This is a genomic window from Kribbella sp. NBC_01505, assembly GCF_045040285.1.
In the GTDB taxonomy this organism is placed as follows: Bacteria; Actinomycetota; Actinomycetes; order Propionibacteriales; family Kribbellaceae; genus Kribbella.
Genome location: NZ_CP109425.1, coordinates 7,405,026 through 7,430,603, shown reverse-complemented (window position 1 = coordinate 7,430,603; position 25,578 = coordinate 7,405,026). Strand labels below are relative to the sequence as shown.

Below are 25,578 nucleotides of genomic sequence, written 5' to 3'. Positions count from 1 at the left end.
TGCGTTCAATCAGAGGTAGAGACCGCGCCGGAGATTTCGACATCCGCGGGCAAAGGATTTTCGAGCCCGTACAGAACGAGGTACTGATCAGGCGTGTCCAGTACGGCGAGCACCTCGTGCCGGACGGTCAGCTCGCCGAGCACCGGGTGTTTGAGGCGCCGCTCCCCCGACACATGCCGCTTCACGTCCCGTCGCGGCCACCGCTCGGCGAACTCCGGAATCGCGAGCAGCTCCTCGACCAGTACGCCGTACTCCGGGTCGTCGACCAGATGCCCAGCCGCAGCGCGGAGATGGGCGACGACGTCGTCCGCCACCTCGTCCCAGCCCAGGTAGAGCTCGCGGGCCGCGGGGCTGAAGGCGTAGCGCGCGTTGTGCGGTCGCCGCTCCAACTGCTCCCCCGGCTCCGGGAAGCGGCCGGGGAAGAGGAAGTCGGCCGCGTCGTTCCAGGCCAGCACCTCCCCGATCCGGCCGAGCACGACTGCGGCCGTAGGCACGATCAGGAAGTTCATCGTCCGGAGCGCCGACTCGGACACCGCCTCCACCTCAACCGCCGGTACGTCGGTTGAGGCGGCCAGCGCTCTGAGATGGTTCGACTCGTCCTCGGTCAGACCGAGGGCGCGGATCAGGGCGTCCAGCACGCTGTCCGACGGATGCGGAGCACGGCCCTGCTCGAGCCGCGTGTAGTAGCCGACGCTCACCCCGGCCAGGCCCGCGAGCTCGGCCCGCCGCAGACCCGGCGTACGGCGTGGTTCGTCGGCGACCGGTGGAGTCAGGCGGCCGCAGCGCTCCCGCAGGAACTCGCCCAGCTCTCGCCGCCGTCCCGATCGCACTTCGCGCTCCCTACCCTGGGTGTCCCTGCCAGGTGCACCCAGCAACCTTTTGTCCGTCCGTACCAGGGTCCACGGTAGTAGTTGTGCCCATTCGACGTTCCGCTACCACTGCCGCCGCACTGTCGTTCTTCCTGATCACGCTCAACGCCTCCACGGTGACCACGGCGCTACCGGTCATCGGCCGCGACCTCAACGCGCACGCCGGTCTGGCCTGGGTCCTCACCGGCTATTCGTTAGTCTTCGCGCTCTGTCTGCTTCCGGCCGGAGCGTGGGCTGACCGGATCGGTGCGCGCCGAGCGTTCGTGGCCGGCCTCGCCCTGTTCGCGGCGACCTCCGTGGTCTGCGCGCTCGCGCTCGACCTCACCGTCCTGCTCGCGGCGCGTGCTGTGCAAGGGATCGCGGCCGCAGTCATCCTCCCGTCCGGCCTGTCGATGCTCAACGCGGCGTACCCCGAACCGTCCGAACGCGCTCATGCCATCGGGCGATGGAGTGCGGCCGGTGCGATCGCGCTCGTCATCGGCTCCCCGCTCGGCGGTGCGATCACGTCGGCGATCGGCTGGCAGGGCACCTTCTGGCTCACCGTTCCGCCGACCGTGCTCGCGCTGGTCGTGGCGCTCCGCGTTCCTGCCACACCAGGGCAGCCCCCGCTACGACGGACGTCGTACCGGCAGGTGGTCACGGCGCCGGCGGTCGTGCTCAGCTCGGTCACCGGATTCGCGCTGAACTTCGCGACGTACGGCATGATCTTCGTGGTGACGCTGTATCTGCAGCAGAGCCGCGGCCAGTCCGCGTGGGTGAGCGGGCTGGTGTTCATCCCGATGACCCTGCTCATCATCCCGGCGAACCTGCTGACCGGCCGGCTGACCGCTCGCATCGGTGTCCGCCGGACGCTGCTGCTCGGTCAGCTCCTGATGGTGATCGGCCTGGCCGGCCTGATCTTCGCCGACCGCAACGCCCCGGTGTGGCAGCTGGCGCTCTGGCTACTCCCGGCCGGTGCTGGTGGTGGGCTGATCGCGCCGACCACGACCACGCTGATGCTCAACGGCCTGCCGCCCGCCCGCAGCGGATTCGGCGCCGGGCTGCTGAACGCGATCCGGCAACTCGGCAGCGCGGCGGCTCCCGCCGTACTGGCTCCACTTGGGTTCAAGGTCTGCATGATCGTGTCCGCGGTCGTCATCGCCTTGCCCGCAATCCTTGGAAGGAAGCAATGCCTACCGTCGACCTCCCCCACGGCCGATTCCACTACGAAGACGCCGGCGGCAGCGGGCTGCCAGTCCTAGCCCTGCATGGCACCTTCGGCCGCGGCCGGACCTTCGCCGCGCTCGCGGAGCGGCTGCTGCCGGACTACCGCGTGCTCGCCCCCGACCTGCGCGGCCATGGCCTGACCAGAGCTCGCGGCGACTTCGGCCGGGAAGCGTTCGTGGAGGACGCGGCCCACTTCGTCGAGGCGCTCAATCTGGCGCCCGTTCTGCTGTATGGGCATTCACTCGGTGGCGTGACGGCGTACCAGCTCGCAGCCCGGCGACCTGAGTTGGTACGGGCGGTGGTCGTGGAGGATGTGGGCGCAGTCACCGACGAGAGCGCGGTGCCGGAGCCGGTGCTCGACGTCACGGGCTGGCCGCGTCGCTTCGCGAGTCAGGCGGAGGCTGTCGAGTTCTTCGCGGCGACCCCGGCGCCGGAGTACTTCCTCGAGAGCGTCGTCGACGGCGAACTGCTCTTCGACCTGGCCACGATGATGCGGGTCCAGGAAGGCAACCGCGGCGTCTGGTGGACCGACTGGGAGGCGGTGCGCTGCCCGATGTTGTTGCTGCGGGCAAACAACAGCTTCCTGCTCGGTCCGGAGCTCGCCGCCGAGATGGTACGGCGATCGCCCGGCACCGAACTGGTCGTCTTCGACGGCACCGGGCACTGGATCCATCGAGCCGTCGGCACGCGAGAAGGCCCGGACGGCTGTGCTGCTGCCATCCGGGCCTTCTTCGGTAGAACTACTTCGCGACGACCCGGAGGGTGAACTCGCCCTCGAAGTTGCCGGTGTTGCGAGCGACCATGCCGGCCGAGCGCAGCGCCTTGATGTCGGCACTGGACTTCTGGCCCAGCGACTCCATGATGCCGTTCGCACCGTCGAAGTCGACGTACGCGATGCCGGTGGCACCCGACACGTCCGGAAGCGCCAGCTTGAAGCTCTCCGACGCGCCGAGGTTGCCGCCCTGGAGGACCTTGGCGGCGTACTCCTTGTCCGTCGAGACGACCAAGGTGTCACCGTCCTTCGCGGTCTCGAGCGGCACCTGGACCGGCGACCGCTGCTGCAGCAGCGTGGTCAGCTTCTCGAGCACCGGCTCGGCCTTGGCCGGGTCGGTCTCGAGCCGGGCCGCGATCTTCGGGCCGGCCGCGGAGTCCTTGTCGACGACCACGGACAGGTTCTTGCCGAGCAGGTTCTTCAGGTCGTCCGGCAACTTGAGGCCGGTCTGCTCCGCGAAGCCCTGCACGAGCTCGCCCATCTCGCCGCTCTTCTCGAGCGTCTTCCAGACGTTGTCGATCGACGAGTCGACCCCCGACACGCTGATCGCCGCGGCCGTGGTGTCCGGCAGCTTGGTGACCAGCTCGCTCGCGTCGGTGGCCTTCGCCACGATCTCCTGGTCGGAGCGGACGATGCCCTTCAGCTCGACGTACTGCGCGTCGAACCGCAGCGCCGCCGCCATGCTGCCCTCGCCGATCGGGCCCAGCTTGACCGGAGCCTTGTCACCGGCGAGCTTGGCGATGCCCGCGAAGTCGGCCCACAGCGTCGCGAAGCCCGGCTCACCGAGCTTCTCGAGATCCGCCTTGTACTTGGCGTTGTCCGCGAGCGGGGCGCTCTTGGTGGCCGTCACCGCGGCGTCGACCTCGGCCTGGGTCTCACTGACGATCATGTACCCGTCGGTGAACGCGCGGCCGACCTTCTCGTTCGGCTTGCTGCCCTTGTCGAGCGCCTTGCCGGCCGCCTCGTCGTCCTTCGACTGGACGGCGAAGACGATGCTCGGGTCCTTCTTGGCATCGGCTGCCGGTACGACGGCGATGCCGACCCGGTCGCCCATCCACGGCTCGACGTCCTTCGCGTAGTCGATGTTCTTGAGGTCACCACTGTCGTCGTTCGACTTGAGGGCCTCGAACAGCTTCTGGCGCAGGTCGTCCTTGTCGCCGGTCAGCTTGAGCTTGTCCTTGGCGGACGGGAACTTCATCAGGAACCGGAGCGCGGCCAGCTTCTGGCCGGCCGACGGGTTCAGGTCCACGCGCAGGTAGCCGATCGCCGTACCGGGCAGCACGGCGTCGGGTTGCCCGCCGCCGTTGAGCTTGCCGTAGGCAAAGATTCCGCCGCCGGCGACGACCACGACCATCGCGAGCGCCGCGACGATCGGGATCAGCTTGCCGCGCTTCTTCTTCGGCGGCTCCGGCTGCCACTCGCCGCCCATCTGCATCTGCTCATAGGGAGCATTCGGCGGCGGGCCCTGCTGCTGGTACGGCTGGCCCTGCGGCTGGTTCTGGTACGGCGCCTGCTGCGGCTGGAACTGCGGCCCCCCGGCACCTGGGTACTGCGGACCACCCTGACCCGGGAACTGCGGGCCGGGCGGAGTGTTCTGGTCAGACATCAACTTCCCCCTCGTACGGACCGGTGGCCTCACCCACCGGACCAGGACACCCTAGTGCACCGGGGGGTTGCCCTCTGACGCAACAGGTTTCGAACCGGTTGCAACCGGTTCGGCCCGCCAGGTGATCGCTGCGATCACCGCAGCGGCCAGCGCCGCACCCACCAGCCAGGCAGCCGCGGGCGTCCAGGTGTGCAATTCGAGCGGCGCCGCGACCAGGTCACCAGGCTTCGCAGCCTGCAGCCGATCGGTCAGCGAATCGTGCCCGAGCAGCATGCCGACGCCCCACGCCACTCCGGACCCCAGGCACGCGCCGAGGCCGACGATCGCCACCGACCACGGACCGTAGTTCCGCAGCCACCAGAACAGTGCACCGCCGAGCAGGAAGGCAGCCACGAACCCGATCGAGGTGAACGTGCCGTCCGGCCCGAACACCCGGGTCATCTGCTCCTCGCCCAGCGCCCCGCCCTGCTCGTCCACCGTGTACTGCGCGAGCGGCGAGAACTGCTGCCACGCCCAGCCCCCGACGACACCCGCCACCAGGAACACCACCACCGTCACCAGAATCGCCTTCGCCCACGGCATCTCCGGCTCAGGCGCCGGCGGCGTCCCGAACGGATTCGTCGTAGGCGGCGCGAGATACTGCATCGGCTGCCCGTAGACAGGCCTCGGGGGCAAGGAATCACTCACCTCGACAGTGTGCCGCATCACTCCTACCCAGCCAGGCAGGAGGGGCCTAGGAGGGCTTTCAGGTCGGCCATCAGGGATGCGGTGGGGGTGACGCGGAAGCGGTCGCCGATGCGCATGACGGTGGTTTTCTGGCGGGCTTGCAGGCGGAGCTGGACCTCCGTCATACCGGGGTGGGCGTGCAGGATGTCGCGGAGCTGGTCGACGACGGGCTGGGTGCAGCGGGTGACGGGCATGGTGATGACGACCGGGCCGCTGGGGCCTTCGGTGAGGTCGGGGACCACCACCTCGTCACCGCTCAGCTCGACGCGGTCCTCACGGCGGCGGATCCGGCCCTTCATCAGGATGATCGCGTCGTTGCTGAGCAGGTGCGCGTGCAGCTGGTACGCCGAGGAGAACATCATCACCTCGATCGAACCTTCGAGGTCCTCGATGGTGACGATCGCGTAGATGTCACCGCGCTTGTTCACCTTGCGCTGGACCGCGGTGACCAGGCCGCCGATCGTGACCCGGGTGCCGTCCGGCCGGTCCTCGTCGGACAGAAGCTGCCCGATCGTGCAGTCGGTGCCGTTGGTGAGCACGTGCTCGACACCGAACAGTGGGTGGTCGGAGACATACAGACCGAGCATGTCGCGCTCGTGGGCGAGCTTGGTCGCCTTGTCCCACTCCTCGATCTCGGGGACGCGCACCGACAGCCGGCTGTTCATCTCGCCGTCGTCGCCGGCCGGCTCGTCGTCGCCCATCGAGAACAGGTCGAACTGGCCGTGTGCCTCGTTGCGCTTGAGGTCGATCGCCTCGTCCACCGCCTGCTCGTGGACCGCGACCACCGCGCGCCGGGCGTGGCTCATCGAGTCGAACGAACCGGCCTTGGCCAGCGACTCGATGACGCGCTTGTTGCAGACCGGCAGCGAGACCTTGTCGATGAAGTCGACGAAGTCGGTGAACCGGCCCTTCTCCTCGCGGGCCGCGACGATCTCGGCCACCACGTTGACGCCGACGTTGCGGATCCCGGACAGGCCGAAGCGGATGTCGGTGCCGACCGGGGTGAAGTTCGAGTCGGACTCGTTCACGTCCGGCGGGAGCACCTTGATGCCCATCCGGCGGCACTCGTTCAGGTAGATGGCCATCTTGTCCTTGTCGTCCTTCACGGACGTCAGAACGGCAGCCATGTACTCGGCGGGGTAGTTCGCCTTCAGGTAGGCCGTCCAGTAGGAGACCAGCCCGTACGCCGCGGAGTGCGCCTTGTTGAACGCGTAGTCGGAGAACGGGAGCAGGATGTCCCACAGCGCCTTGATCGACTCCGCGGAGTACCCGTTCGACTTCATGCCCTCGGCGAAGCCGACGTACTCGGCGTCCAGCACCTCGCGCTTCTTCTTGCCCATCGCCCGGCGGAGCAGGTCCGCCTTGCCCAGCGAGTAGCCGGCCAGACGCTGGGCGATCTCCATCACCTGCTCCTGATAGACGATCAGGCCGTAGGTGACGCCGAGGACCGGCTCGAGTGCTTCCTCGAGCGAGTCGTGCGGATAGCTGATCTCCTGCTGCTTGTTCTTGCGCAGGGCGTAGTTGGTGTGGCTGTTCGCACCCATCGGGCCCGGCCGGTAGAGCGCCGTACTCGCGGAGATGTCCTCGAAGTTGTCCGGCTTCATCAGCCGCAGCAGCGCCCGCATCGGGCCGCCGTCGAACTGGAAGACGCCCAGGGTGTCGCCGCGGGCGAGCAGGTCGTACGTCGGCTGGTCGTCGAGCGACTTGCTCAGCGCGTCGAGGTCGATGGTGATGCCGTGCGCGGCCTGGATGTTCTTGACCGCGTCGTCCATGATCGTCAGGTTGCGCAGACCCAGGAAGTCCATCTTGACCAGACCGAGCGTCTCGCAGCTCGGGTAGTCGAACTGGGTGATGATCTGGCCGTCCTGGTCACGGCGCATGATCGGGATCAGCTCGATCAGCGGCTCGCTGGACATGATCACGCCGGCCGCGTGCACACCCCACTGGCGTTTCAGGTTCTCCAGGCCGCGGGCGGTGTCGACGATCTTGCGGACGTCCTGGTCGGACTCGTAGAGCTGACGGAACTCGCCGGCCTCGGAGTAGCGCTTGTGGCTGGAGTCGAAGATGCCGGACAGCGGCACGTCCTTGCCCATCACCGCGGGCGGCATCGCCTTGGTGATCCGGTCACCCATCGCGAACGGGTAGTCGAGCACCCGGCCGGCGTCCTTGATCGCCTGCTTGGCCTTGATCGTGCCGTAGGTGACGATCATCGCGACCCGGTCGTCGCCGTACTTCTCGGTGACGTAGCGGATCACCTCGGGGCGGCGGCGGTCGTCGAAGTCGATGTCGAAGTCGGGCATCGACATGCGTTCCGGATTCAGGAAGCGCTCGAAGAACAGACCGTGCAGGAGCGGGTCGAGGTCGGTGATCTTCATCGCGTACGCGCACATCGACCCGGCACCGGAACCACGGCCCGGGCCGACCCGGATGCCGTTGGCCTTGGCCCAGTTGATGAAGTCGGCGACGACGAGGAAGTAGCCGGCGTACCCCTTGGAGGTGATGACCTCGAGCTCGTAGTCGGTCCGCTTGCGGACCGGGTCCGGGATGCCTTCGGGGTAGCGGTAGTGCAGGCCGGTCTCGACCTCGGCGATGAACCAGGACTCCTCGTTGTGTCCCTCCGGGCAGGGGAAGCGCGGCATGAACCGGCCCTCACCCTCGGTGAAGCTGACGTCGCACTGCTCGGCGATCAGCAGCGTGTTGTCACACGCCTCGGGGAAGTCCTTCCAGACCTCGCGCATCTCGGCCGCGGTCTTCACGTAGAACTCGTTCGCGTCGAACTTGAACCGGTTCGGGTCCGACAACGTCGAGCCCGACTGCACACACAGCAGCGCCGCGTGCGAGGTCGCGTCCTCGGCCTTGGTGTAGTGCAGGTCGTTGGTGGCCACCAGCGGCAGCCCGAGCTCCTTGGCCAGCCGGAGCAGGTCCTTCTGGATGTTCCGCTCGATGCCGAGACCGTGGTCCATCAGCTCGCAGTAGAAGTTCTCCTTGCCGAAGATGTCGCGGAACTCCGAGGCCGCCTTGATGGCCTCGTCGTACTGCCCCAGCCGCAGCCGCGTCTGCACCTCGCCCGACGGGCACCCGGTCGTCGCGATCAGGCCCTGGCCGTACGTGTTCAGCAGCTCGCGGTCCATCCGGGGCTTGAAGTAGTAGCCCTCGAGACTCGCCAGCGAGCTCATCTTGAACAGGTTGTGCATGCCGGAGGTGTTCTTCGCCAGCAGCGTCATGTGGGTGTAGGCACCCGAACCGGAGACGTCGTCGCGGCCCGAGTTCGCGTCGCCCCACTTGACCCGCTTGCGCTCGGTCCGGTGGGTGTGCGGCGTCAGGTACGCCTCGACGCCGATGATCGGCTTCACGTCGTACTTCTTCGCGGTCCGCCAGAACTCGTAGGCCCCGAAGACGAAGCCGTGGTCGGTGGTCGCGATCGCCGGCTGGCCCATCTCCTGGGCCGTTTTGAACAACTCGTCGATCCTTGCCGCGCCATCCAGCATCGAGTACTCGGTGTGCACGTGGAGATGCACAAAACTGTCGCTGGACCCCATATCGGCGGAGACCTCCCAGGGTGTTTGACGAGCGGAACTGCGATGCTGTCAGCCACCTTAAACGTCCCCGCGGACAGTCCTCGAACCGGCGCTCCGGCCGCCCGGTCAGCCGCCCGCTATCCGTACCCTGGCCAGGCCGATCCGCAGCCAGATCGAGGCGGCCAGCGCCAGCACGGCCGAGCCTGTCAGCCACCAGAAGGCGTTCTGGAAGGCGTGTTCGGGACCGTCCGCCAGACCTCCGGCCAGGGCAACCGAGTAGAGCGACCCGCCGAGTGCGCCACCGATCCGCTGCACGATGTTGACCTGGCTGGTGGCGTCCGGAAGCTGCTCGGGGCGCACAGTCCGGTACGCCGCGATGCCGGGCGGAACTGCGGTCGCCGCGACCGCCATCCCGAGCAGGAGCAGCAGGGCCTCGATCACGACCGGACTGGCTTCCGCGTCGGCGCCGAACAGCACGAACAAGACCGTCACCAGCAGCGCGGACACGCTTCCCCACACGCTGACCACGCCCCCGCCGTACCGGTCGGTGAGCCTGCCCGCGATGGGCAGGACGACCGCCGTACCGATGCCGAGCGCGAGCATCCGCAAGCCGGCCTCGAGCACGCTGTCGTGCCGGAGCAGTAAGAAGTACAGCGGAAACAGTAGCGCGGAGCCGAACATCAACGCCCCACTGAAGGCGGCCGCGACACTCGCCGCGACGTACACCGGCCGGCGGTACAGCCCGAGATCCAGCAGCGCGTCGGCGCGATGCCGGCTTCGGATGACGAACGCGGTCAGCCCGGCGATTCCGGCGACGATCGGGACCAGGACCGAGGGAGCCAGCAGGTCGCCGTCCCGGCTCCATGCGGTGAGGCCGTAGACGAGCAGCGGGAGACCGCCACCGATCCAGGTCAGCCCCAGCCAGTCCAGCCCGGTGGTACGCCGCCGATCACCGCGCGGCACATAGCGCAGGCCGAGTACCAGTCCGATCGCACCGATCGGCAGATTGATGAGGAAGAGCCACTGCCACGACAGCGAATGCAACACGACGCCACCGACGACCGGCCCAAGAGTCGGAGCCAGCGCCGCGGCGATGCCCAGGGTCGACATCACCCGGCCCAGCCGGGCAGCTCCGACGGCCTGCCCGATGATCGTCTGGCCGGCCGGGACCATCAGTCCGGCCGCCAGACCCTGGACGACCCGCAGAGCGATCAGCGAGCCGATGTCCGGCGCCGCGGCGCAGAGCCCCGAGGCAACGGTGAACGCGACCAGCGCCCCGAGCCACAACCTGCCCGCCCCGAGTCGCCGGCTCAGCCAGCCGCACAACGGCAGCGACACGGACAGCGCGACCAGGTAGCCGGTCGCGACCCACTGGACGACATCCAGGCCGGCGTCGAGATCCATCCCGATCGTGTCCAGTCCGATGTTGGTCAGCGACGCGTCCAGTCCGGAGGCGAACGCCCCGAAGACGATGACCAGAGCGATCCGCCAGGTCGGCCAGCCGATCCTCCCCGCGGCGGGTACGTCGACGGTGCCGGTCATACCGGAACCCCGGCCCGCAGCGGCGCCAGTGCTCGGGACCACTCCAGCACCTCACCGAGCATCCGGACCACGGTCTGCTCCTGGTGCTCCCCCGGGCTCAGGACACCGGGTTCGGACATGTCGGTGATCCTGAAGTCGGTGAACAGTCCCAGCGCGACCGTGGTCCGGGCACCGGCGACCTTGACCTCGGCGAGGGTCAGCCGCAGATGCTCGACCGCCCGGGTACCGCCGTGGACGCCGTACCCGACGAAGCCCGCGGCCTTGTCACCCCACTCCTTGAAGAGGAAGTCGATCGCGTTCTTGAGCGCCGCGGGCAGGGAGTGGTTGTACTCCGGGGTGACGAAGACGAATCCGTCGAAGCCGGCCACCGCCTCGGCCCAGCGTCGGGTGTGCGACCGGACGTAGTCACCGAGAGCGGCCGGCAGCTCCTCGTCGAGCAGCGGCAGGTCGAACGCGGCCAGGTCGAGCAGCTCGAACTCAGCGCCGTCCGGCGCCGAGCGCTCGGCTACTTCGAGCACCCATTCGGCCACCATCTGCGCCCGGCGGCCGGGCCGGGTACTACCGATGACGATCGCGATCCGGGTCATGGCTGTCTCCTCACAGAAGTCGGCATCACCTAAAGTACAATACAGATTGTACTTTACTTCTGCAATGAACGTTGTACTTAAGCTAGGATGCGGAGATGACCAGCAGCCCCACCGACGCCCGCCGACCCCGTCGCCGCCCGGGCAAGCGGGAGGCGATCCTCGACGGCGCCCGGACAACCTTCGCGCGGGAGGGGTACAGCCGCGCGAGTATCGAGACCATCGCCGCCGAGGCCGAGGTGTCGAGCCGCACCCTGTACAACCACTTCGGGGACAAGGCCCGGCTGTTCGAGGCCGTCATCCAGGTCAGCGCGACCGAGGTCGCCGAGTTCCAGCTCTCGCTGATCGAGCAGTTCCTCGGCGACGTCACGGACCTGAGCGTGGACCTCGACGCCTTCGCGCGGGCCTGGGCCGGGCCGGCCCCGCAGCACGCCGGGCACCTCGCCCTGGTCCGGCACATCCAGGCCGAGGCCGGACATCTTCCCCCGGCCGTGCTGGCGGCCTGGCACCGCGCGGGGCCCGGTCGCGTGCAGGAGGCACTCGCCGAACGACTCCGATCCTTCGCAGAGCGCGGTCTGCTGACGGTGGACGACCCCGAGCAGGCGGCGTTCCACCTGTCCATGCTGATCACCGCCGAGGCGGACAACCGCAGCTACCGGGGCGCGGTCCAACTGCCCGCGGAGGAGGTGGCCGCCATGGCTAGCGCCGGCGTGCGCGTCTTCCTCCGCGGCTATCAGCCCACGGAGTGAGCAGCCCTACTGACTGTCGGCGAGGCGATCGAGGGCCTGGTCCAGGTCCTCGGGGTACTGCGAAGTGAACTCGACGTACTGCCCGCTGCCGGGGTGCTCGAAGCCGAGGCGCATGGCGTGCAGCCACTGGCGCTTCAGCTCGAGACGCTCGGCCAGGACCGGGTCCGCGCCGTACGTGAGGTCACCGCAGCAGGGGTGGCCGATCGCGGACATGTGCACGCGGATCTGGTGCGTGCGGCCGGTCTCGAGAGTGATCTCGAGCAAGGTCGCATACCGGAACGCCTCGAGCGTCTCGTAGTGCGTGACGCTCGGCTTGCCGCCCGCGATGACGCCGAACTTGTAGTCGTGGTGCGGGTGCCGGTCGATCGGTGCGTCCACGGTGCCGGTGAACGGGTCGGGATGACCCTGGACCAGCGCGTGGTAGATCTTCTTGACCGTCCGCTCCTTGAAGGCGCGCTTCAGGACGGTGTACGAGTACTCCGTCTTGGCGACGACCATCAGGCCGGAGGTGCCCACGTCGAGCCGGTGCACGATGCCCTTGCGCTCGGCGGCACCGCTGGTGGAGATGTTGAAACCGGCGCCGGCCAGGTGCCCGATCACGGTCGGGCCGGTCCAGCCCGGTGACGGGTGGGCGGCGACACCGACGGGTTTGTCGACCACGATGATCTCGTCGTCGTCGTGGACGATCCGGAGGTTGTCCACAGTCTCCGGTACGACGCTCACCTCGGAAGGCGGCGGTGGCAGCTCGACATCGAGCATCACCCCGGCCGTGACGCGGGACGACTTGATCGCGGTCGAACCGTCCATCTGGACCAGGCCGGCCTCGATCATCTCGGCGGCCTTCGTCCGGGAGACGCCGAACAGGCGGGACAGCGCGGCGTCGAGACGCTCGCCGGCCAGGCCGTCCGGGACCATCAGCGTGCGGGAGCTCACTTGCGCTGCTCCTTGGTGCCGTCGAGGCGGATGCCGCGCAGGGTCTGGATCACCAGCAGGATCGCGGCCGACGTGACGGCCATGTCCGCGACGTTGAAGATCGCCCAGTGCGGCGTCTGCAGGAAGTCGACGACATGCCCGTGGAAGGGCGAGGGCTCACGGAAGATCCGGTCGGTGATGTTGCCGACCGCACCGCCGAACAGCAGCCCGAACGCGATCGCCCAGCCGATCGACCCGAGCTTGCGGGACAGGTAGATGACACCGAGCGCGACGGCGATCTGGATCACGCTGATCACCGGCGTGTAGCCGGCGCCGAGGCTGAAGGCCGCGCCCGAGTTCCGGATCAGGTTGAACTTCAGCAGCTCACCGACCACGTTCACCGGCTCGCCGGGCGTCAGATGCGCCAGCGCGAGGGCCTTGGTGAGCTGGTCCAGGCCCAGGACCACGATCCCGGCCACCGCGAACAGCCCGATGAACTTCCAGGACCGGGCGGAAGACGACGCAGAACCGGCCGACTCGTGGTCGGCCGGTTCCGTCAACGTCTCGTCCCCTGGCTCACGGGGCGTGGGGGCGTCGTCGTCGTTCAGCGACGTTCTTCGCGTTCTTTGCATGAGACGCACAGTGTCGCACGCGGGAATGCCTGCAGCCGACCCTTGCCGATGGCCTTGCCGCAGGACTCACACACGCCGTACGTGCCGTCCTCGATCCGGGACAGGGCGCGCTCGTCCTGGTCGAGCATGTCCCGGGCGTTGTTGGCCAGTGACATCTCGTGATCGCGCTCGAGCGTCGTGGAGCCGACGTCGGCCTGGTCGTTCCCGGCCCCGTCACCGCCGTCGCGCAGCAGCCCGACGATCTCCTTCTCGGCGACCTTGATCTCGTCGCGCAGGTGCACGACGTCGGCCTCGAGCTCCGCGCGGAGCTCGGCCAGCTCGGCCGCCGTCCACGGGGTCTCGCCGTCCTTCACTGCCAGGGTCTCGGCCTTGTGCACGGGGGACTTGGCCGGAGCTGTCGCCGGCGCCCGGTTCTCGTTCGTCTTCATGGCCACCCTCTTCTTCGCCGGTGCCTTACGGGTTGTCGTCGCGGACTCACTCGATCCCGAGGCACTCTTCTTGGCCGCGGTCGTGCGTTGGGGGGCGGACTTCCTGGGAGCCGTAGCCATGGGCAGCTACCCCCTCTGGTCGGAGACTCTGAAGCGGACCGGTCGCCAGACAGTAGGCCAGCTCACCGAGCCTGGCCAGTCCGACGCGCAGACCGTGGACATACGGTAGTCGCTTCTTCAAGTTCACTCGATGTTCCGCGCGTCACAGCCGTGTCTCAGCCGCTACGCTCGGTGACATTTGTGTGAACATCACGAAGCATTCTCACGGCTGTACCCCCGAATGGCACCCCATTAACGATTCGTAGTTGCCCAGTACTACGCCGTACACTGGCAACCGCGAGCAGCAAGGCAGTGATGGGGCCATCACCCCGGAGCCGCCGGAAGAACAGTCCGTGGCGACCTATTAGAACCGGCAGCGGCGCGCGAAGGAAGTGGGTGACTCCCCCGGTTCAACCCTGGGAAGCCGCCAAGGAGGGTGGTACCGCGCGGTGCCCGGCCGATCCGGCCCGGTGCACTCCGTCCCTCGTCGAGCAGTCAACGGCGACGAAGGAACGGAACAATGGCGGCACAGAACCCCGGGACCAGCTGGCGGCAGGTTCCCGCGCAGGTCGACTTCCCCGCGCTGGAGCGCGAGGTGCTCACGCACTGGGACGAGCACGGCACCTTCGCCAAGAGCCTCGAGCAGTCCGCCGGCGGCACGCCGTGGACCTTCTTCGAGGGTCCCCCGACCGCGAACGGGATGCCCGGCACGCACCACATCGAGGCGCGGGTCTTCAAGGACCTCTTCCCGCGCTACCGGACGATGAAGGGCTTCTCGGTCGAGCGCAAGGCCGGCTGGGACTGCCACGGCCTGCCGGTCGAGGTCGCCGTCGAGAAGGAGCTCGGCTTCAACGGCAAGAACGACATCGAGGCCTACGGGATCGCCGAGTTCAACGCCAAGTGCCGCGAGTCCGTGCTGCGGCACGTCGACGCCTTCGCCGAGCTGACCACCCGGATGGGCTACTGGGTGGACATGGAGCACCCGTACAAGACGATGGACCCGGAGTACGTCCAGTCCGTCTGGTGGTCGCTCAAGCAGATCCACGACAAGGGCCTGCTGGTCGAGGACTACCGGATCACGCCGTACTGCCCGCGCTGTGGCACCGGCCTGTCCGACCACGAGCTCGCCCAGGGCTACGAGACGGTCGTCGACCCGTCGGTCTACGTCCGCTTCCCACTCACCTCCGGGCCGCTCGCCGGTAAGGCGTCCCTGCTGGTCTGGACGACCACGCCATGGACGCTCGTCTCCAACACCGCCGTCGCCGTGCACCCCGACGTCCAGTACGTCGTCGCAACCGACGGCAACGAGTCTCTCGTGGTGGCCGAGCCGCTGCTGGACCGTCTCGGCGAGGGCTGGACCGTGACCGAGCAGTATGTCGGCCGGGACATGGAGCGCTGGACGTACCAGCGCCCGTTCGAGCTGGTGGAATTCCCCGAGCCGGCGCACTACGTCGTACTGGCTGAGTATGTGACCACGGAGGACGGCACCGGTCTGGTGCACCAGTCCCCCGCGTTCGGTGCGGACGACCTCATGGTCTGCCGTGCGTACGGCCTGCCGGTTGTGAAGCCGGTCGAGGCCGACGGCACGTTTGCCGCGGACATCCCGCTGGTGGGCGGCCAGTTCTTCAAGAAGGCCGACGCGGATCTGGTGGCCGACATGCAAGCCCGCGGCGTGCTGTTCAAGCACGTGCCGTACGAGCACCCGTACCCGCACTGCTGGCGCTGCCACACGCCGGTCATGTACTACGCCCTCCCGTCCTGGTACATCCGCACCACGCAGGTGAAGGACGCGCTGCTCCGGGAGAACGAGAAGACCAACTGGTTCCCGGAGTCGGTCCAGTGGGGCCGGTACGGCGACTGGCTGCGGAACAACATCGACTGGGCGGTCTCGCGCTCCCGCTACTGGGGTACGCCGCTGCCGATCTGGCGCTGCGAGGAGGACCACCAGGTCTGCGTCGGTTCCCTGGCCGAGCTCGGTGAGCTCGCCGGGCAGGACCTGAGCGCCACCGACCCGCACCGGCCGTACGTGGACGACATCACCTTCGCCTGCCCGACCTGCGGCGGCGAGTCGCACCGGGTCGCCGAGGTGATCGACGCCTGGTACGACTCGGGCGCGATGCCGTTCGCGCAGTGGGGCTACCCGTGGGCCGAGGGCTCGCAGGAGAAGTTCACGAAGGCCTACCCGGCCGACTTCATCTCCGAGGCGATCGACCAGACCCGCGGCTGGTTCTACACGCTGATGGCGATCGGCACGCTGGTGTTCGACGAGTCGTCGTACCGCAACGTCGTCTGCCTCGGGCACATCATGGCCGAGGACGGCCGGAAGATGTCCAAGCACCTGGGCAACATCCTGGAGCCGATCCCGCTGATGGACGACCACAGCGCGGACGCGGTGCGCTGGTTCATGGCCGCCTCCGGGTCGCCGTGGAAGGCGCGCGGTATCGGGCCGAACGTGCTGAACGAGATCGTCCGGAAGGTGCTGCTCACCTACTGGAACACGTCCGCGTTCCACTCCCTGTATGCACGGCTCGCGGACTGGTCGCCTTCCGACGTGCCGCCCGTTGCGGAGCGCTCGGTCCTGGACCGCTGGCTGGTGAGCGAGACGCACCGGCTGGTCCGCGACACGGATGAGGCCTACGCGGCGTACGACACGCAGAAGCTCGGTCTGCTGATCAGCTCCTTCGTGGACACGCTGTCGAACTGGTACGTCCGGCGGTCGCGGCGACGGTTCTGGGCCGGCGACACCGGCGCCCTGGCGACGCTGCACGAGACGCTGGACGTGCTGACGCGGGTGATGGCGCCGCTGACGCCGTTCGTGACCGAGCGGGTCTGGCAGGACGTGTTCCGCCCGGTCACGCCTTCGCTGGCGGAGTCCGTGCACCTGTCGCAGTTCCCGACGTACGACGCGGGGCTGATCGACGACGTACTGGCGCAGCACGTGTCGATGGCGAAGCGGGTCGTCGAGCTCGGCCGCTCGGCGCGAGCCGAGGCCAAGGTCCGGACGCGGCAGCCGCTGTCCCGGGCACTGGTCGGGTCGGCAGCGATCGCGGATCTGTCCGCCGAACTGCTGCAGGAGATCGCGGACGAGCTGAACGTCGGTTCCGTCGAGCCGCTGTCGTCGGCTGGTGCTGATCTGGTCGAGTTCTCCGCGAAGGGCAACTTCCGCGAGCTCGGCAAGCGATTCGCCAAGCAGACGCCGGTGGTCGCCGCCGCGATCGCCGCGGCCGATGCCGCCGTACTGGCTGCATCGCTGAAGGCCTCCGGTACGGCGACCGTCGTGGTCGATGGTGCTGACGTCGAGGTGACCGAAGCCGACGTGCTGCTGTCCGAGCGCCCCAAGGAAGGCTGGTCGGTGGTGAACGAGCAGGGCGAGACCGTTGCCCTCGACCTCGAGATCACCCCCGAGCTCAAGCAGGCCGGCCTCGCCCGCGAGGTCGTCCGCACCCTGCAGGAAGCCCGCAAGGCCGCCGGCCTCGAGGTCTCCGACCGCATCAAGGTCTGGCTCACCACCACGGACACGGAGCTGGCCGACGCCCTCGGCAAACACGGCGAAGACCTCGCCCGCGAGGTCCTGGCCGTAGAACTGACCCACTCCACCCCCGCCGACTCAGCAACCCTCACCACCGGCACCGAGCCCGACCTCAACCTCACCTACTGGCTCACCAAAGCCTGACCCGCCCCAACCCCGATTTGGTGGGCCCGCCCACCAAATCGGGGGTCTACCCACTGCATGCGGTTGGCCCTCCCCCAACCACGTGGGTCGGCCCATCACCGGCCAGCTCTTGGGGGTGCGGAGGGCGCGCGGTGGGCTTGAACAAGTAATGACCTGTGCCGGCCCACCGGTACCTGTTCAAGCCCCGGACAGCGAGCCTGGCGACCGCGATCCCCTTCGGCCCGACCCTGACTCGCCCGCGCCCCGCGTCGTACCGGCTCGCGCGAGGGAGGCCACCATCTCGTGGGTCCACCCATGAGGTTGTGGGTTCCTTACCCGCATGCGAGTCCAGGACCCACAAGCAGATGGGGGAACCCAGCAGATGGGGAGGGGTGGTCAGCGGGGTGGGCGGACTGCGCGGGCTCGGAGGGTGGGGGTGGCGCCGAGGTGGGTGAGGACGTCGACGAGGAGTTGGCGGGCGGCTTCTACTCGGTCGTCGCCTAGGGCTGCTCGGAGTTCGGTGTCGATGGCGGCTCGGTGGGTGCGGGCGGCGGCGATGACTGCGTGGCCTCGGTCGGCCAGTGCGACTTGTTTGGCACGAGAGTCCGCAGGATCGGTACGGCGGGTGACGTAACCCCGGCGCTGCAGGTCGGCGACTGTCTTGGAGACGGCCTGCTGGGTTACGCCCAGTGACTGGGACAGCGTGGTGATTGTCACGGGGCCGGCGACCAGATGCTGGAACACGACGCCGTCGGCGAAGCGGGAGTCGGCGAAACCGTCGGCGGCCAGGCGGCGTTGCAGCTCGTCGGCGAGGGCCCAGCCGGTGAACAGCGAAGCGAGGGACAGGTCGGCGCCGGCCGGATCGAACTCCATGTGCACGAATATACAACCTGGGTTGTGCATCAGGTAATCTACAACCATGGTTGTGCAAAAGGAGTTCATCGAGAGGGCGCACAAGATCGTCTGGTGCACAGTGGCGACCGTGGGGCCGGACAACCGGCCGCGGAGCCGGATCCTGCACCCGATCTGGGAGATCGACGGCGCGGAGCTGACCGGCTGGATCGTCACCCGGGCGACACCGGTGAAGGTGCGGCATCTTGCGTACAGCAACTACTTGAGCTGTAGCTACTGGGAGCCGGGCCACGAAGTGGCGATCGCGGACTGCCAGGCGGGGTGGATCGACGATACGGCGACCCGGCAACGGGTCTGGGAGCTGTACGCCGCTGCTCCGGCGCCGCTCGGTTACGACTTCTGGAGTGTGTTCCCCGAAGGACCGGCTGGGGAATCACCCTCGCTGCTGCGGCTGACGCCGTACCGGCTGAGGCTCTTCGATGTCGAGACTCTCACCGGTCGAAGGCGACCGCCTGCGTGGCCCTGACTCTCAGTCACTGACTACGGACAGTGAGTGAAAAGTTCCCGGACACGCCGAAGAGGCGGTGCTGCCGGAAAGCACCGCCCCTTCACAGGTTCAGACGTTAAATACTCAGACTCCGTGACCGCCGTGCGCCTGGGCGCGGGCCTCGGGACGGAATCCGTTCCGCGGGCTCAGCGTGTCGTCGCCGTTGCCCAGCGCCTTGAGCTGCTCGGTGAAGTACGTCTTCAGCCGGCTGCGGTACTCGCGCTCGTAGGCGTGCAGGTCGTCGATCGTGCGCTCCAGCTGGCCCTTCTGCTTCTCCAGGGTGCCCAGCATCTGTGCGCGGCGCTCGGCGATCTCGCCGTCCAGCTTCTCGGCGCGGGCGCGAGCCTCGCCGGTCATCCGGTCGGCCTTGCCACGCGCCTCGTTCTCCAGGCGCTCGGCCTTGGCGCGGGCCTCGCCGATGATCTTGTCGGCGGTGTCCTTCGCCTCCTGGACCAGGTCGTCGGAGTGCTTGGTGGCCATCTCCAGCAGCCGCACGGCGGAGCTGGACGCGTCGCCGACGGTCCCTGCTGCCGCAGCAGCCCCCGCGGCCGCTACCGCGGGCACCACGACAGGCGGCTTCTCCTCGATGATGGGCTTCTCGACCACCACCGGGGGCTTCGGCTGCTGCACGACCGGCGGCAGCGCGGCGGTCTGGTCGACCGGCCGCTCCTGGCCGGCGCCAGCGCGCTGGGCGGCCGCGAGCTTGGCCCGCAGCTCCTCGTTCTCGGCGAGGAGGCGCTCGAGCTCGGCCTCCACCTCGTCGAGGAAGGAGTCGACCTCTGTGACGTCGTAGCCCTCCCGTAGTCGGACGGGCGTGAACTGCTTCGAGCGGACGTCATCCGGCGTCAGCGGCATCTTTCACCTCGTTTGTCTGTGTCTTGGCGGAGTCCCCGTGGCCTTCACCTCGGCGACTCAGTAGATCACGTTATCGCTTCGTTGTGTTGTGACGGAATCCGGGCGGGCGACAACGGTCAACGACTTGCGTTTGTCCGAGACTCTACCTACCCCGTCCCAACCGTCCTATCCGTAGCACTCACAGCGAATTCAGGGCCGTGGTGTTGATCGACATCGCCACGGAGACGATCACGAACAGCATCAGCATGGACAGGTCGATCCGGATCCCGCCGGCCCCGATCGGGGGCAGGATCCGCCGCAGCGGCCGCAGCGCCGGGTCCGTGACGGAGTAGATGGCCTCGAAGAGGAGCAGCAACGGCCCCTTCGGGTGCCATTGCGGGGCGAACATGACGATCAACTGGAGTACGAAGCGCGCCACCAGCACGAGGAAGAAGGCGAGCAGTACCCAGTACAGAACACTGAGGACGAGCACTAAGGCAACCATGTCGTCAATGAGTGTAGAAGACGGCGGAAGTCATCGGACAGCCGCGATCAGCTCTGGTTGTAGAACCCGTCCGCGGCGATCTTCTCCTTCTCCTCCGCGGCGACCGTCACGTTCGGCGGGCAGACCAGGAACACCTTGGTGGTGATCCGCTCGATGGAGCCGCGGCAGCAGAAGATCAGGCCGGCGGCGAAGTCCACGAGGCGCTTGGCGTCGGCGTGGTCCATCTCGGTCAGGTTCATGATGACGGGCGTGCCGTCGCGGAAGTGCTCACCGATCACACGCGCCTCGTTGTAGCTGCGCGGGTGCACGGTGGTGATGCGGGCCAACTCGGTAACCTCCGGGGACGGTGCGACACCGCGTCGTTCTGGGAACTTGCTGACCGTGCCGCCCGGCTCCTCGCGCCCCTGGTGGTGCTCGGGGCGGGTCTCCGGCCGCTCGCGGCTGTCCCGGCCGGCCGGAACCGGCTCGGTCTCCTGGGAGTCCCCGTCGACGGCTTCGTCGTCGTACTCTTCGTACTCGTCGAACTCGTCGTCGTACCGAGCGTTGTAGCGCTCCCCGTCCTCGACCAAGCCGAGGTACACACCCATCTTGCGCAGTGCGCCGCTCATGGCCCTCCAGCCTCTCGATCCCGGTTCGACGGCAACAGTGAGCAGGAACAAACCTGCTCGATGTCGACACTAACCGAGTGGAGGACGCGTACCGAGTAAGGCGCGCCCGAGCCGGACGTGTGTTGCTCCGTGCCGGATCGCCGCCTCCAGATCGCCGGTCATCCCGGCGGAGATCCAGGTGGCGCCGGCATGTTCGGAGCGTAGCCGGGCAGCCACTTCCTGCAGGCCGGCGAACGCCTTGTCCGGCTCCGATCCGAGCGGCGCGACAGCCATCACCCCACCGAGCTCGAGACCGTCCGCGGCCACGACCTCAGCAGCCAGCTCCAGTACGTCGGCCGGCGCGACGCCACCGCGGTCCGCACCGGTCGCCGCGTCGTCCGGCCCGTACGACGCCAGACTCACCTGCAGGAGACATCGCAGCGACTTCTCCTCGGCCACCGCGGCCTTCGACAGCGCGCTGAGCAGCGACAACCGGTCCACCGAGTGCACGACGGACGCGTGCCGGACCACCGAGCGAGCCTTCTTCGACTGCAACTGGCCGACGAAGTGCCAGGTGAGCTCCGGACACTCGGGCGCCTTCGCCTTGAGCTCCTGCTCCCGGTTCTCGCCGACGTCCACCACTCCGAGGGCCGCCAGCGCCGCCACATCGCTGACTGGGAAGGTTTTGGTGATCGCGACGAGGGTGACCTCGTCCCGATCTCGTCCGGCCGCCACACAGGCCGTCCCGATCCGCTCCTGCACCAGTCGCAGACTGTCGCGGAGCTCTTGCTCTCGGCTCATACGAGCTTCACCAGACCGGCGAGCCGGCCGCTTCGCTTACCTTCGCGGCGGTACGAGTACAGGCTCTCGGACTCCATCGTGCAGCCGCGCGCGTCCTCGATGACCTCGACCCCGAGCTCCTCGAGCTGCGCCTTGACCCCGGCTGCCACATCGAGCGCCGGAGTCCCCCAGCTGGTCTCCGAGTACGACGCCGGGACCCGCTCGGCGACCTCGGCCCGCATCGTGTCCGGCACCTCGTAGCACTGGCCGCATGCATTCGGTCCGAGCACTGCGGTGATCCGGTCGGCGCCGAGCGCGCGCATCGCCTCCACAGTCGCGGGCGCAACACCGACGTACATGCCTGGCCGTCCGGAGTGGGCGGCGCCGATGATGCCGTTCTCACTATCAGCAAGCAGAACTGGCAGACAGTCAGCAGCCCGGACGCACAGCACGATGTCGGTGCGGGTGGTCACGAGCGCGTCCACGTACGGCGGCGGGCTGAGTGGAATCGGATCGCCCGGCCGGATGACGTGAACGTCCCGGCCATGTACCTGACTCACGCGCACGACGTACTCCGGAGCAACTCCGAACGCCTCGCCCACCCGCCGGAAGTTCTCCCCGACCCGCGCGGGGTCCTCCCCCAGCTCACCCGCCCCGCCGAGGTTCAGCTCGCCGTACGGCGACTCGCTCACCCCACCGAAGCGATCGGTGACGGCGAAGCGGGCAGCACCATGAACCTCGTCGTAACTGAACACCATCAAAGGCTACCTGCGGTACTGGCACTCAGGCGGTGACACCGAGCCTGTCGAGCGCGGCCTTGGCCTCCTCGGAGATCTCCCGCCGGCCCGGATCCGCCGACAGCGAGAGCACATGCTCCAGAGCCGGCCCGTACGCCGCGGCGAAAGCCCGATCCGCCGGGACGTCCACATCGGGAGTGACACCAGTGCCTTCCCAGTTCGTGCCGGACACCGGGTTGACCGCCTTGGCCACCGGAACAGTGACCTCAAGATGCGGATGCACCGTGAAGCCTTCGCGCGGATGCGCACCACCCCGGGTGCGTTCACCAACCACGACCGCACGGCCGAGCTGCTGCAGGTCGTAGCTCAACTCCTCGCCCGCCGAGAACGTGATCGACGAGGTCAGGACCCAGATCGGCTTGTCCGCACCGAACCGAGGCCCGACCAGCTGTGGCGTCGTCCAGAACTGGCGGACCGTCCCGGCCGACGGCGTGACCAGGTCGTTGAGATGCACGGGCTCGTCGGAGAACAGGTAGCTGCAGACGAGCGCGACCATGTCCGGCGAGCCACCACGGCACCCGCGAAGGTCGATCAGCAACGCGTCGGTCATGTGCAGCATCGCCATCGCACCGGCGAACGCGGCGCCGGCGTGCCTCGGCTCGAACAGCATCGGCCGGATCTCCAGTACGCCGACGTTCCCGGCGAGCCGTTCCGCCCGGGCCATCCCGGCCGTGGTCAGCTCGGCCCGCCGTCGCCAGAACGCTTCTTCGGCGACCGGGTCGCTCTCCGATTGGACGAGCTCGTCGACATGGTGGAGGAGGCGCAGATGCTTGTCGTCGTTGCCCACTTGAAGATCCGCGGTCACCCGCTCCGCCAACGCGAGCGGATCGGTCAGGTCGTCGTACTGGGCTTCGAGCAGCCGGTCCGCGACCGCCGCGCCCACCTCGGGGAACACGTAATGGGTCCGTACGAGGGCGGCGGTCCGGTCAACGACTGCGGTGATTTCTTCTGCGCGCATGGCGGATAGTGAATCACCGCCATGCGCCGGCAGTCGTGCGGGTTTCTACTTGAGGAAGTCCGGGATGTCCAGGTCGTCTTCGGCCGGCTCCGGCTTCGGGGCAGGACGGACGGGCGCGGCCGGCCGGGTCTGCTGTGCCGGAGGCGGCGTTGACGTGCTGGGCCCGTTGGTCGGCCAGGTGCCGCCCTGGGTGGGCGGAGCCGGCTGGGTCGGCTGCACGGTGCGGACCGGCTCGCCGGGCTGCGGGCGGGCCGAGTGAGTGGTGCCTTGGCCGGGGCGGCCGTCGTTCTGAGTCGGGACCGGGACGGTGTCGTCGGTCGGCGACGTCGGGAACGGCGAGGCGACCGGCTGGCTCACCGGCGGCTGCGCAGGTGCGGACTGCACCGGCGGCTGCTGCTGGGTCTGCGGCTGGCCGGCAGGCGGCGCGGCCGGAGCGGACATCTGCTCCGAGTACGTCGACTGTGCCGGGGGCTGCTGCTGGACCGGCGGCTGTTGCACCGGCGGCTGCTGCTGGGCAGGCGGCGGAGTGGCCGGCCGGGACTGCTGCCGGGCCTGGCTGGTCGCCTGCTCGCGGCGCTTCGGCATCCCGCCGTCGAACCCGGCGGCGATCACCGTCACCCGCACCTCGTCACCGAGGGCGTCGTCGATGACCGCACCGAAGATGATGTTCGCGTCAGTGTGCGCCGACTCCGAGACCAGCTGGGCCGCCTCGTTGATCTCGAACAGGCCCAGGTCGGACCCGCCGGCGATCGAGAGCAGCACGCCGTGCGCACCCTCGATGCTTGCCTCAAGCAACGGAGACGAGATGGCCGCCTCGGCCGCCGCGACCGCGCGGTCCTCACCGCGGGACGAGCCGATGCCCATCAGCGCGGAACCGGCGTTCGACATGACCGCCTTGACGTCCGCGAAGTCGACGTTGATCAGACCCGGGGTCGTGATCAGGTCGGTGATTCCGGAGACACCCTGCAGCAGCACCTGGTCGGCCTGCTTGAAGGCGTCCAGGACCGAGACCGCACGGTCGGAGATGGTCAGGAGCCGGTCGTTGGGGATCACGATCAGGGTGTCGACCTCTTCGCGGAGCGCGGCGATGCCGTCCTCCGCCTGGGTCGCGCGGCGCTTGCCCTCGAACGAGAACGGCCGCGTCACCACACCGATCGTCAGCGCGCCGAGCGAGCGCGCGATCCGGGAGACCACGGGGGCGCCGCCGGTCCCGGTGCCGCCGCCCTCACCGGCGGTGACGAAGACCATGTCGGCGCCCTTGAGCGCCTCCTCGATCTCCTCGGCGTGATCCTCCGCGGCCTTCTGCCCGATCGCCGGGTTCGCCCCGGCGCCGAGGCCGCGGGTCTCCTCCCGGCCGATGTCGAGCTTGACGTCCGCGTCGCTCATCAACAACGCTTGCGCGTCGGTGTTGATGGCGATGAACTCAACCCCCTTCAGACCGTGCTCGATCATCCGGTTGACGGCGTTCACGCCGCCTCCGCCGATACCGACGACCTTGATGAGTGCCAGGTAGTTCTGCGGTGCCGCCACAGTCCGCGCCTCTCGCCTCGTTCTGTTCCCGTTGTCCAGCGAAAAGACTGAACCTCAACTGAATACTTAGACTTATGTCAACTTTAGATTACGTCGCACCGTACGGGACCCTTGACAGCAAAGTCCACGCGCCTCGCCGTGGTGAGACGCCTCACCGCTTTTCGCCTTTAGTTACTGGGAGATCGGGCGCGGACACGTCGTACACGACTGCCTTGCGTTTCATCAGCACACTCAGTACTTCGGCCTTGCGCGCGCTGTCATCGGAGCTGCCCCAAACGACCTTCACACCGCCCCCGAGATTCAGGGTGATCGAGTCCGGCGAAGCGGCCGAAATCGAACCCACCTGACCTCGCAGCGTATCCGGAAGCGCGGCCGAGACCGTCACCACCGAACGAATCGTCTGGTCCCGCCGCGGCCCGGTCACCTTGGCCTCCGGTAATCCGGTCGGCCGGGTCGCCAGAGTCTTGAACGACGTCCCGGTCGCATCCACCAACTCGTACCGGGTGCCGTCGGTGACGACGACGACCGGTACACGCTCGGTGATGACGATCACCACCTTGTTCGGCCACGCTCGGGTCACCTGCGCGTCCGCCACCGCCGGGATGGTCCGCACCCGGGTCGCGATCGCCCCGAGCTCGACCTTCGCCAGCGGTGTGCCCAGCGGCGCGGCCGCGGCCTGCTCGATCGTTGCCACCGGCACCGTGTCCGCACCGCTCACCCGGACGCCGGAAACGGCGAACGCGGAGGAGAAGTAGAACAACCAGACGACCAGAGCAGCGACCAGGACCACGCCGCCGCCGATGGCCCACGGCAGCCAGCTCCGCCAGCGCACCAGCCGTTGCCGGCGCGCGAACCGCTGTTGCGCCCGAGCCAGATCAGCGCTCTGGCTCATG

The 25,578-nt window shown here is 68.3% G+C and carries 24 protein-coding genes; 6 read left to right on the top strand and 18 right to left on the bottom strand.

The features are described 5' to 3' along the window. Positions 1-5: 5 nt before the first annotated feature. The gene (locus OG474_RS34925) at positions 6-830 is read right to left on the bottom strand and encodes a helix-turn-helix transcriptional regulator (protein ID WP_405057889.1); all 825 of its coding nucleotides are present in this window, start codon (positions 828-830) and stop codon (positions 6-8) included. Positions 831-913: 83 nt separating this feature from the next. On the opposite strand from OG474_RS34925, the gene OG474_RS34920 reads away from it, so the two are divergent. Next, entirely contained in the window at positions 914-2,110 is a 1,197-nt protein-coding gene (locus OG474_RS34920; RefSeq protein ID WP_405057888.1) for an MFS transporter, read from the top strand. Continuing rightward, positions 2,038-2,841 carry an alpha/beta fold hydrolase gene (locus tag OG474_RS34915; protein ID WP_405057887.1) on the top strand — a complete coding sequence of 268 codons (804 nt, stop codon included), beginning with the start codon at positions 2,038-2,040 and terminating at the stop codon, positions 2,839-2,841. The genes OG474_RS34920 and OG474_RS34915 overlap by 73 nt, the downstream gene beginning before the upstream one ends. Here OG474_RS34915 and OG474_RS34910 read toward each other — a convergent pair. The 5 genes from OG474_RS34910 to OG474_RS34890 all read right to left on the bottom strand — a co-directional run bounded on the left by OG474_RS34910 (position 2,816) and on the right by OG474_RS34890 (position 10,826). Further along, positions 2,816-4,453 carry a DUF3352 domain-containing protein gene (locus OG474_RS34910; RefSeq protein WP_405057886.1) on the bottom strand — a complete coding sequence of 546 codons (1,638 nt, stop codon included), beginning with the start codon at positions 4,451-4,453 and terminating at the stop codon, positions 2,816-2,818. The genes OG474_RS34915 and OG474_RS34910 overlap by 26 nt on opposite strands. A gap of 51 nt (positions 4,454-4,504) precedes the next feature. Further along, positions 4,505-5,140 carry a hypothetical protein gene (locus OG474_RS34905; RefSeq protein ID WP_405057885.1) on the bottom strand — a complete coding sequence of 212 codons (636 nt, stop codon included), beginning with the start codon at positions 5,138-5,140 and terminating at the stop codon, positions 4,505-4,507. A 23-nt stretch (positions 5,141-5,163) separates the two neighbouring features. Beyond that, positions 5,164-8,718 carry a DNA polymerase III subunit alpha gene (gene dnaE, locus OG474_RS34900; RefSeq protein WP_405057884.1) on the bottom strand — a complete coding sequence of 1,185 codons (3,555 nt, stop codon included), beginning with the start codon at positions 8,716-8,718 and terminating at the stop codon, positions 5,164-5,166. 105 nt (positions 8,719-8,823) lie between these two features. Next, on the bottom strand, positions 8,824-10,239 hold the full coding sequence (locus OG474_RS34895; RefSeq protein ID WP_405057883.1) for a DHA2 family efflux MFS transporter permease subunit: 1,416 nt from the start codon (positions 10,237-10,239) through the stop codon (positions 8,824-8,826). Beyond that, positions 10,236-10,826, bottom strand: coding sequence for an NADPH-dependent FMN reductase (locus tag OG474_RS34890; RefSeq protein ID WP_405057882.1), 591 nt, complete (start codon positions 10,824-10,826; stop codon positions 10,236-10,238). The genes OG474_RS34895 and OG474_RS34890 overlap by 4 nt, the downstream gene beginning before the upstream one ends. Positions 10,827-10,921: 95 nt before the next feature. Between OG474_RS34890 and OG474_RS34885 the strand changes: the two genes are divergently transcribed. Continuing rightward, positions 10,922-11,572, top strand: coding sequence for a TetR/AcrR family transcriptional regulator (locus tag OG474_RS34885; protein ID WP_405057881.1), 651 nt, complete (start codon positions 10,922-10,924; stop codon positions 11,570-11,572). A 6-nt stretch (positions 11,573-11,578) separates the two neighbouring features. Here the strand turns inward: OG474_RS34885 and OG474_RS34880 are convergent, their stop codons facing one another. Genes OG474_RS34880 through OG474_RS34870 form a run of 3 tightly spaced genes read right to left on the bottom strand, consistent with a single transcriptional unit; the run spans position 11,579 to position 13,544 of the window. Beyond that, complete coding sequence (locus OG474_RS34880; protein ID WP_405064644.1) at positions 11,579-12,487, bottom strand: RluA family pseudouridine synthase; 909 nt, start codon at positions 12,485-12,487, stop codon at positions 11,579-11,581. 14 nt (positions 12,488-12,501) lie between these two features. Beyond that, positions 12,502-13,116, bottom strand: coding sequence for a signal peptidase II (gene lspA, locus OG474_RS34875; RefSeq protein ID WP_405057880.1), 615 nt, complete (start codon positions 13,114-13,116; stop codon positions 12,502-12,504). Further along, the gene (locus tag OG474_RS34870; RefSeq protein ID WP_405057879.1) at positions 13,089-13,544 is read right to left on the bottom strand and encodes a TraR/DksA family transcriptional regulator; all 456 of its coding nucleotides are present in this window, start codon (positions 13,542-13,544) and stop codon (positions 13,089-13,091) included. Before OG474_RS34870 ends, lspA begins: the two co-directional genes overlap by 28 nt. On the opposite strand from OG474_RS34870, the gene OG474_RS34865 reads away from it, so the two are divergent. Continuing rightward, positions 13,543-13,773: a hypothetical protein gene (locus OG474_RS34865; protein ID WP_405057878.1), complete on the top strand. Its 231-nt coding sequence runs from the start codon at positions 13,543-13,545 to the stop codon at positions 13,771-13,773. The two genes, OG474_RS34870 and OG474_RS34865, sit on opposite strands and share 2 nt — an antisense overlap. Before the next feature lie 390 nt (positions 13,774-14,163). Then, positions 14,164-17,316, top strand: a complete 3,153-nt coding sequence (gene ileS / locus OG474_RS34860) for an isoleucine--tRNA ligase (RefSeq protein ID WP_405057877.1) — start codon at positions 14,164-14,166, stop codon at positions 17,314-17,316. A 375-nt stretch (positions 17,317-17,691) separates the two neighbouring features. On the opposite strand, the gene OG474_RS34855 is transcribed toward ileS, so the two are convergent. Beyond that, positions 17,692-18,168: a MarR family winged helix-turn-helix transcriptional regulator gene (locus OG474_RS34855; RefSeq protein WP_405057876.1), complete on the bottom strand. Its 477-nt coding sequence runs from the start codon at positions 18,166-18,168 to the stop codon at positions 17,692-17,694. A gap of 46 nt (positions 18,169-18,214) precedes the next feature. Here OG474_RS34855 and OG474_RS34850 point away from each other — a divergent pair, with 46 nt between their 5' ends. Beyond that, positions 18,215-18,673: a pyridoxamine 5'-phosphate oxidase family protein gene (locus tag OG474_RS34850; RefSeq protein WP_405057875.1), complete on the top strand. Its 459-nt coding sequence runs from the start codon at positions 18,215-18,217 to the stop codon at positions 18,671-18,673. Between the two features lie 105 nt (positions 18,674-18,778). Here the strand turns inward: OG474_RS34850 and OG474_RS34845 are convergent, their stop codons facing one another. The 8 genes from OG474_RS34845 to OG474_RS34810 form a co-directional block, all read right to left on the bottom strand. Beyond that, on the bottom strand, positions 18,779-19,549 hold the full coding sequence (locus tag OG474_RS34845) for a DivIVA domain-containing protein (protein ID WP_132416021.1): 771 nt from the start codon (positions 19,547-19,549) through the stop codon (positions 18,779-18,781). Positions 19,550-19,727: 178 nt separating this feature from the next. Then, a complete protein-coding gene (locus tag OG474_RS34840) occupies positions 19,728-20,033 on the bottom strand; it encodes a YggT family protein (RefSeq protein WP_405057874.1) in 306 nt (101 codons plus the stop codon). Positions 20,034-20,080: 47 nt separating this feature from the next. After that, positions 20,081-20,641, bottom strand: coding sequence for a cell division protein SepF (locus OG474_RS34835; RefSeq protein ID WP_405057873.1), 561 nt, complete (start codon positions 20,639-20,641; stop codon positions 20,081-20,083). Positions 20,642-20,710: 69 nt separating this feature from the next. Further along, entirely contained in the window at positions 20,711-21,421 is a 711-nt protein-coding gene (locus tag OG474_RS34830) for a YggS family pyridoxal phosphate-dependent enzyme (RefSeq protein ID WP_405057872.1), read from the bottom strand. Further along, positions 21,418-22,155, bottom strand: a complete 738-nt coding sequence (locus OG474_RS34825) for a polyphenol oxidase family protein (protein ID WP_405057871.1) — start codon at positions 22,153-22,155, stop codon at positions 21,418-21,420. Before OG474_RS34825 ends, OG474_RS34830 begins: the two co-directional genes overlap by 4 nt. 28 nt (positions 22,156-22,183) lie before the next feature. After that, positions 22,184-23,155 carry a S41 family peptidase gene (locus tag OG474_RS34820; RefSeq protein WP_405057870.1) on the bottom strand — a complete coding sequence of 324 codons (972 nt, stop codon included), beginning with the start codon at positions 23,153-23,155 and terminating at the stop codon, positions 22,184-22,186. Positions 23,156-23,200: 45 nt separating this feature from the next. Continuing rightward, complete coding sequence (ftsZ, locus tag OG474_RS34815) at positions 23,201-24,685, bottom strand: cell division protein FtsZ (RefSeq protein WP_405057869.1); 1,485 nt, start codon at positions 24,683-24,685, stop codon at positions 23,201-23,203. Between the two features lie 151 nt (positions 24,686-24,836). Further along, positions 24,837-25,577 (bottom strand): cell division protein FtsQ/DivIB, encoded by a 741-nt coding sequence (locus tag OG474_RS34810; RefSeq protein ID WP_405057868.1) that lies wholly within the window; start codon positions 25,575-25,577, stop codon positions 24,837-24,839. Position 25,578 lies beyond the last annotated feature (1 nt).